This is a genomic window from Sphingomonas sp., assembly GCF_031380695.1.
In the GTDB taxonomy this organism is placed as follows: domain Bacteria; phylum Pseudomonadota; class Alphaproteobacteria; order Sphingomonadales; family Sphingomonadaceae; genus Sphingomicrobium.
Genome location: NZ_JANMWY010000093.1, coordinates 1 through 8,125 on the forward strand (window position 1 = coordinate 1; position 8,125 = coordinate 8,125).

The 8,125-nt window shown below is 66.4% G+C and carries 5 protein-coding genes; 3 read left to right on the plus strand and 2 right to left on the minus strand.

What is annotated here, in order from left to right; all coding sequences use genetic code 11:
- A partial coding sequence (gene glpD, locus RMN84_RS03575; RefSeq protein ID WP_309610834.1) for a glycerol-3-phosphate dehydrogenase occupies window positions 1-1,496 on the minus strand: 1,496 nt, incomplete at its 3' end.
- A gap of 103 nt (window positions 1,497-1,599) precedes the next feature.
- On the opposite strand from glpD, the gene RMN84_RS03580 reads away from it, so the two are divergent.
- Window positions 1,600-2,859 (plus strand): MFS transporter, encoded by a 1,260-nt coding sequence (locus RMN84_RS03580; RefSeq protein ID WP_309610835.1) that lies wholly within the window; start codon window positions 1,600-1,602, stop codon window positions 2,857-2,859.
- Between the two features lie 53 nt (window positions 2,860-2,912).
- Here the strand turns inward: RMN84_RS03580 and RMN84_RS03585 are convergent, their stop codons facing one another.
- Entirely contained in the window at window positions 2,913-5,333 is a 2,421-nt protein-coding gene (locus tag RMN84_RS03585; RefSeq protein WP_309610836.1) for a TonB-dependent receptor, read from the minus strand.
- A gap of 86 nt (window positions 5,334-5,419) precedes the next feature.
- Here RMN84_RS03585 and RMN84_RS03590 point away from each other — a divergent pair, with 86 nt between their 5' ends.
- Together RMN84_RS03590 and RMN84_RS03595 are read left to right on the plus strand one after the other, a co-directional pair.
- Complete coding sequence (locus RMN84_RS03590; protein WP_405051429.1) at window positions 5,420-7,483, plus strand: alpha-glucosidase; 2,064 nt, start codon at window positions 5,420-5,422, stop codon at window positions 7,481-7,483.
- Window positions 7,480-8,125 (plus strand): LacI family DNA-binding transcriptional regulator (locus tag RMN84_RS03595; RefSeq protein WP_309610838.1); only part of this gene is annotated, 646 nt, incomplete at its 3' end. The genes RMN84_RS03590 and RMN84_RS03595, both read left to right, overlap by 4 nt.

An 8,125-nucleotide genomic window follows, 5' to 3' on the forward strand; every position in this document is an offset into this window, starting at 1 on the left:
CGCTCGAGCGCCGCGCGCCCCGCCGGGTCGATCCTCAGCCCCAGCTTGGTCCGCCGCCATAGCATGTCATCGGCGGTCGATGCCCATTCACGTTCCATCGCATAATCGACTTCCGCCGCCGACAGGCCGCCACCAAAATCCTGACCAAGATCGGCCCGCACTTGCGCGTCGGCCAGCCAGCGAAAAGCAAGCGTACCGTATGCGGCGGCAATCCGTTCGCTCTCGGTCAGGTCGAGAAACGGGTGCTTCGCCCGCAGGCCCGCGGCCAGCGCCCCGCGCCCGGTCACCGCGAAATCGCCTCCGGGCAGGGTCGATCCCGCCGTCCACTGCGCCTTGTCCAGCCCCAGCCCGAACGGCACCAACCGGTCGACCGCTTCCTCCGCCAGCCGGCGATAGGTGGTGATCTTGCCGCCGAACACCGACAGCAACGGTGTCGCGCCCTCGCCCGAGTCCAGCTCGAACGAATAGCCCCGGCTTGCCGCCTCGGGCCGCCCATCGCCGGTGTCGACCAGCGGCCGCACCCCGGCGAAGTGCCACACCACGTCGGCGGGCGTAATCTGCGCCGCGAAATAGTCATTCGTGCCGGCGCACAGATACTCGACTTCCTCGTCGCTCGGCTCGACCCGGTCGAGCCCGCCGCGATGATCGCGGTCGGTCGTCCCGATCAGGGTGAAGTCACGCTCATAGGGAATGGCGAAGAAGATCCGTCCGTCGGGCAGCTGGAAGAAATAGGCATATTCATGGTCGAACAGCCGTGGCACGACGATGTGCGACCCGCGCACCAGTCGGATGTCGTGCCCGCTTCGCACCGGGGTTTCGGCCAGCACGTCGAGCACTCCCGGCCCGGCGGCGTTGACCAGCGCGCGGGCACAGAAGCGCTCCTGGCTGCCGTCCACCCGCTCGGTTTCCAGCTGCCACTGTCCACCATCGCGCGTTGCTTTCACCAGCCGCGTCCGTGTCCGCACCTCGGCTCCACGGTCGGCTGCGTCGCGCGCGTTGAGGACCACCAGCCGCGCATCATCGACCCAGCCATCGCTATATTCCCACCCAGCCCCGAACCCCGCTTTCAGCGGTTTTCCGGCGACATGGCGGCGCAAGTCGATCGACCGCGTGGGCGGCAGCAATTTGCGGCCCCCGAGATGATCGTAGAGAAACAATCCCGCCCGCAGCAGCCAGCGCGGCCTCAGCCCCTGGCGGTGCGGCAGGACGAAGCGCAGCGGATGAATAATGTGCGGCGCCATCCGCCACAAGGTCTCGCGCTCGGTCAGCGCCTCGCGCACCAGCCCGAATTCATAATGTTCGAGATAGCGCAGCCCGCCGTGGATCAGCTTGGTCGACGCCGACGAAGTGCCGCTGGCAAGATCGCCCTTTTCCAGCAGCAGCACCCGCGCGCCACGGCCCGCCGCGTCGCGCGCGATGCCGCAGCCGTTGACCCCGCCACCGATGACGGCGATGTCGAACGGCCGATCCGTCTCCGCTGCGCCTTGCTCGGCCATCACCTCTCCAACGATGGCCCTTGCCGTCTGTCCATCGGTGTCATAGCCTTACCGACAGGCAGCCGCCAAAATCAAGGCGGCATCCCCGGTGAGAGGCGAGATCATGATCCATCACGAATCCGTGGACGCCCCACCGGCCGACGCGTCAAGCCTCACTCGGGGGCAGGTCATGCTGGTCGCGCTGATCTTCTTCGCCACCGCGCTTAATTATGTCGATCGCCAGGTGCTTGCGCTGCTAAAGCCGACGCTGCAGCAAGAATTCCACTGGACCGACCAGCAGTTCGCCCACCTCGGTTCCTCGTTCCAGCTCGCCGCCGCCGGCACCTTGCTGTTCGTCGGCTGGATCGTCGATCGTTTCGGCGTCCGCGTGGCTTATGGCGTGGCCGTCCTGCTGTGGAGCATGGCCGGCATGGCCCACGCCTTGGCCGCCACCGTCCAGCAATTCGTCCTCGCCCGGATTGCGCTGGCCTCCGCCGAATCGGTCAACACCCCGGCGGCGGTCAAGGCAGCGGCGATGTACCTGCCCCTGCGCGCGCGCTCGCTCGGCATCGGCATCGTCAACACCGCGCCCAATATCGGCGCGATCCTGACCCCGCTGCTGATCCCGCCGTTCGCCGTCGCGTTCGGCTGGCGCGCCTCGTTCGTCGTCACCGGATCGCTCGGTTTCGTCTGGCTGATCTTCTGGGTAGTCGGCACGCGCTCGATCGATCCGATCATCGCCGCTCCCGTCGGCGAGCAGCGCGCCAAGGTCGACCTGCGCGCCCTGCTCGCCGATCGCCGCAGCTGGGCAGTGATCGGCGCCAAGGCGTTCAGCGACCTCGTCTGGTGGTTCGTGCTGTTCTGGATGCCCGACTTCTTCAACCGCCAGTTCGGCATGAGCCAGGCCAGCCTCGGCGGCCCGATCGCGATCATCTTCACGCTTGCCGCGCTCGGTGCGCTGACCAGCGGCGGACTGTTCCCGATCCTTCTGTCGCGCGGCCTGTCGATCAATGCGGCGCGCAAGGGATCGATGCTGTTCTTTGCGCTGGTCGTGCTGCTGATGCCGCTTGCGCTGACCGTGCACAGCCCGTGGACGGCGGCGCTGCTGATCGGCGCCGGGCTGTTCGCGCATCAGGGCTTTTCGACCAACATCTTCGGCATGGCGACCGACATCGTCCCCGCCGGCCGCATCGCGACCGTCATCGCGTTCGGGGCGGTTGCCGGCAACCTCACCGGCACCGGCATTATCGAGTTCGCCGGCTGGTCGCTCGACCACGGCCATGGCTACGCACCATTGTTCCTGGTGTGCGGCTCGGCCTACCTCGTCGCCCTCGGCTGGATCCACCTCCTCCAGCCGCACCTGACCCTCGACGGCGAAAAATAAGGCGGCCCGGCAAGGGGAGCCGGACCGCCTCAGGGGAGCTTGGATAGTCTCGTCTAGAAACCGGCACGCACCGTCACGCCATAATAGCGGCTGGCATCGCGCGGGATCTGGTAGCGATAGGCGCCGCCCGGCCCGCCGTTGACGATCGCCGCCGCATAGCTCTGGTCGAGCAGATTGCGGACCTGGAACGTCAGCCGATAATGGTCGGCCTTGTCGCCGATCCCGGCCGACAAATTGACCAGCTCATAGCTGTTGATCGTGCCCAGCCGCCGCTGTACCGCGTCCGCCGAAAACAACGATAGCTGGGCGCTTTGCACGTTGCCCTGTGCGCCGAGGAACAGATCGACCGGCCCGTTCATCCGCACGCGATAGTCGATCGACATCGACCCCTTCCACTTGGGCGCATAGCCGAGCGGGGTTCCCTTCGGGATGATTGCCGTTACCGCCGCGCCCGGTGCCTGGCGGAAATTGTCGACATGAGCATCGGTATAAGCCAGCCCGCCGCTGATCGTCAGCCCGCGAACATCCCGTGGCCGCCAGTTGACGTCGGCCTCGATCCCGCGCGTCGACACCGTGCCAGCATTGGTGAAGCGCGTCACGACAACGCCGGCGACGACGTCGGGATTGTTCGCCTGGAAGTTGGAATATCGGGCGTAGAAGGCGTCGATGTTGAGCGTCATCGTGCCGCCGAACAGCGTGTTCTTCAGCCCGATCTCATAGGCGTTCGACGTTTCGGGCGCGATCACGTTGGTGCCGGTTGACGTCAAATTGTAGAAGATGTTGAATGCCGGACCCTTGTAGCCGCGGGTGTAGCTCGCATAGCCAATCGCATTGGGCGAGAAATTATACTGCAGCGCCGCCTTGCCCGACAGATTGTTGCTCTTCGCCCCCGTGCGGAACGGAACGCCGTTGGAGAAAGGCGCGACCTGCGCCGCCGTCGGCGTGACACCCGTCGCGGCAATCGCGAAATAGCGATCGTACACACCCTGATCGAAATTGGGCTGGATCCCCGGTCCGGTCAGCGGCGACACGCGCTTGTGGAACACGTCGAGCTTGTCGTGGCTGTAACGCAATCCGCCGATGAAGCGGAAGCTGGGCGTGAAGTGCAATGTCGCCTGCCCGAACAGCGCCAGATTCTTGAACGTCGATCCGAAATCGGCGGTCCCGTTCGGGAAGGTCGACGGGTTGGCGAAGGCGCTGCCGCACGGGATCAGTACGCCTGCCGGCGCCCCGGCGCGCGCGGTGCAGACGATGTCGCTGCGCGTGAACACCCGCTCGGAAAAAGCGTCCGAATAATACGCCCCCAGCACATAGGACAGGAACTGATCGGCGGGCGACGTCAGGCGCACTTCCTGCGTGAAGGTATGCGTCCGCTGCGGCCCATTGTCGTGCAGCTGCTGGAAACCGACATAGGCGCGGTCGAGCCAGTCGCCGTCGCGGATCTCGGTATTGTCCCACTTGCGATAGGCGGTGATGCTGGTCAGCGTATGGCTGCCGATGCCGACATCGCCCTGGAGCGAAACGCCCCAGCCCTTTTCCTTGGTCGACGTGACGAGGTTCTGATTGATCCGCCGCGTATCATCGCCGAGCGGCGTCGGCAGCGCCTGGGTCGACAGGCTTGTTTGAGCACGTCCGGCACTGTTCAGTGGCCCGGTAGCGATGATGTCGGCGCAACAATCGTCGTTGTTCTTGTGATAGTCGGCGGTGGCATAGAGTTTCAGTCGGTCCGACGGGTTGAACAGCAGCTGCACGCGGCCGCCATAATGCTTGTAGCCGTTGACCTTGTGACCGACCGCGACGTTGAAGATGTTGCCGTCATACTGGCCGTAGAAACCGGTCAGTCGCGCCGCCAGGTCCGTACCCAGCGGTACGTTGAGCGACGCCCGCGTGCGATATTCGCTCTTGGAGAAATAGCTCGCCTCGACGCTGCCGCCGAACACATGCTTGGGCATTTGCGTGGTGATGTTGATTACGCCCGCGCTGGCATTCTTGCCGAACAGCGTCCCCTGCGGCCCGCGCAGCACTTCGAGCCGGTCGATGTCGATGAGGTCGCTGAACGCCTCGCCCGAACGCGCATAGACCACTCCGTCGACGACCGTCGACACCGACGGCTCGCCGGCGATCGAGAAGCTGGCCGTGCCGACGCCGCGCAGAAAGATCGTCTGGTTGAGCGTCGTTCCCGACTTCAGGAAGTTGAGCGCGGGCACCAGCTGCGCCGCGCTTTCGACGCTCGGCTTGCCCGCAGCGGATAGCGCCGCACCGCTGACGACCGACACCGCCAGCGGGATATTCTGCAAACGCTCGGAGCGCTTCTGCGCGGTCACCACGATCTCTGCCGGGGCCTGAGCCTCGGTCGCCGCAGCCGGAGGAGCCACCGCATCGCTGGCGGCCGGGGCGGCGGCCTGCGCCAGCGCGGGCGTTGCCGCGATCATCGCCAGGCCGATGGCCGTGCCGTTGAGCAGAATCTTGTTCATCGCGAGTGCTCCCCTAGTGTCGGCAACCTCTTCGCGGGTCGCCCTTTCAATGACTTCAGGCCGTCCGGGACGGCTCTTGATCGTCGATGCTTGATGCCCGTGACGGTTTCTGTCAAGCGGTGTCATACGACAAATGGGAGAGGCTCAGGGTGATTTGCGCGAGCGGGAGCGATGGTACACTGCGGCTGTCACTCGGCGGCCACACCTTGCTCGACCATCGCCCCGGCTGCCCGGCCCTGACCCTGGCCAAGGGCGCAGCGAGCGTCACCATGATGCGCGGCAATTTTGCCATGTCCGATACGCCGTTCGATGCGCTCAGCCCTGGCTGGTGCCGGTCCGTCGCCGCCAATCACTGGGAATTCGCGAGCAGCAGACAGGGTCCGGCCGTTGCCGAACTGACGGTCACCGACGATGACGGCGCCGACCGCATCCACCTCCGCGCGCTCGATCCCGCTTACGACCGCCTGACCCTCCGCCTGCACGCCGAACCCGGCGAAGCCGTCTGGGGCGGGGGCGAGCAGATGAGCTATCTCATGCTCAATGGCCGCCGCTTCCCGATGTGGACGAGCGAGCCCGGCGTCGGCCGCGACAAGACGACCGCGCTCACCCGTCAGCTCGACGAACTCGCCATGGCCGGCGGCGATTACTGGACCACCAACTATCCCCAGCCGACCTTCCTCACCTCGCGCGGCCTCGCCATCCACCTCGAATCCACCGCTTACTCGGTCCTCGATTTCAGCGATTCAGCCGCGCACGTCGTCGAGCTGTGGGAGGGCAGGGCGAGCCTCGCCATCTTCACCGCCGCCACCCTGCCCGCGCTCGTCACCCGCCTGTCCGATCATTTCGGACGCCCTGCCCCTCTCCCCGACTGGGTGCTCGAGGGCGCGATCGTCGGCCTCAAGGACGGTGCGGCCAGCTTCGACCGGCTCGACACCATCCTCGCCGCCGGGGCTGCGGTCGGCGGCCTGTGGTGCGAGGATTGGTGCGGCGTGCGCGAGACAAGCTTCGGTCGCCGTCTGTTCTGGGATTGGAAATGGCACCCCGCCCGCTACCCCGCGCTGCCCGCGCGCATCGCCGCGCTCCGCGATCGAGGGATCCGCTTCCTCGCCTACGCCAACCCCTATCTCGCAGTCGATGGCTCGCTCTACGAGGAGGCGCTGGCTGCCGGCCATCTCGCGCTGCGCCTCGACAGCGACGCCCCCTATCATGTCGATTTCGGCGAGTTCGACGCGGCCGTCGTCGACTTCACCAGCCCGGGCGCGTGCGACTGGTTCGCCGACCGCATCCTCGGGCGCGAGCTGCTCGACTTGGATATCGCCGGATGGATGGCGGACTTCGGCGAATATCTTCCGACCGACGTCCGCCTCGCCGACGGCAGCGACGCGATGCTCGCGCACAATCGCTGGCCGCTATTGTGGGCCCAGGTCAACGCCCGCGCCATCGCCGCGCGCGGCAAGGCCGACGAAGCCATTTTCTTCATGCGCGCCGGGTTCAGTGGCGTGCAGGGCCATTGCCCCTTGCTGTGGGCCGGCGACCAGTCGGTCGATTTCACTCGCCACGACGGCATCGGCACGGTCATTACCGCCGCGATCTCGGCCGGTCTCATTGGCAATGCCGTCAGCCACAGCGACGTCGGCGGCTACACCAGCATCCTCGGCAACATCCGTAGCGAGGAATTGCTGCTCCGCTGGATCGAGCTTGGCGCCTTCACGCCGGTCATGCGCAGCCACGAGGGCAACCGCCCCGACGACAATCTCCAGATCGATTCCAACCCCCGCCTGCTCGCCCACTTCGCCCGCTTCAGCCGCCTCCACGCCGCCCTCGCGCCCTACGTCCGCAGCCTTCGCGACGAGGCGGCCGCCACCGGCCTGCCACTCCAGCGCCCGCTGTTCCTGCTCGACCCCGACCCCGCGCTGTTCGCGATCGAGGATCAATATGCTTACGGTCCCGACATGATCGTCGCCCCCGTGATTGAAGAACATGCGACCGGGCGGTCGGTCGTACTGACCAGCGGCGAGTGGCGCCATCTGTGGACCGGCGACACCTACCCCGCCGGCACCCACATCGTCCCCACTCCGATCGGCCAACCACCCGTCTTCACCCGTATCGGCAGCGCCTTCGCCGCCCTGTTCGAAAGCCTGACCGCATGAGCGACCGGTCGAATATTCGCGACGTCGCCGCTAGGGCCGGCGTCTCGGTCAAGACCGTCAGCCGCGTGCTCAACAATCACCAATATGTCGGCGCCGCGACCCGGCTGAAGGTCGAGAGCGCGATGACCGCGCTCGATTTCACGCCGTCGGTTGCCGCGCGCATCCTCGCCGGCACCAAGTCGAGCCAGATCGCGCTGATCTACGACAATCACAGCCCCTATTACATGAACCGCATCCAGCACGGCTGCTGGCAACGCTGCCACGAGGGCGGCCTGCGCCTGCTCTCGCAACCGGTCGATGTCGCCGATCCCGACGTCGGTGCGGCGGTGCGCGGTTTGGTCCGCGAAACCCATGTCGACGGCGTCATCCTGTCCTCCCCCGTCACCGACTGCCAGCCGGTACTCGACGCGCTCGAAGCGATGGACGTGCCGTTCGTTCGCATCTCGCCCGGCCGCAACCATGCCCTGACCAGCTCGGTGTTCATGGACGACGCGCTCGCCGCCGACGACATGACCAGCCATCTGATCAATCTCGGCCACCGCCGCATCGGCTTCATCAAGGGTCACCCCAATCATGCCGGCAGCGGTGACCGCCTCGCCGGCTACGAGCGAGCGCTGGCCCGCGCCGGCATCGCCCCGCGCG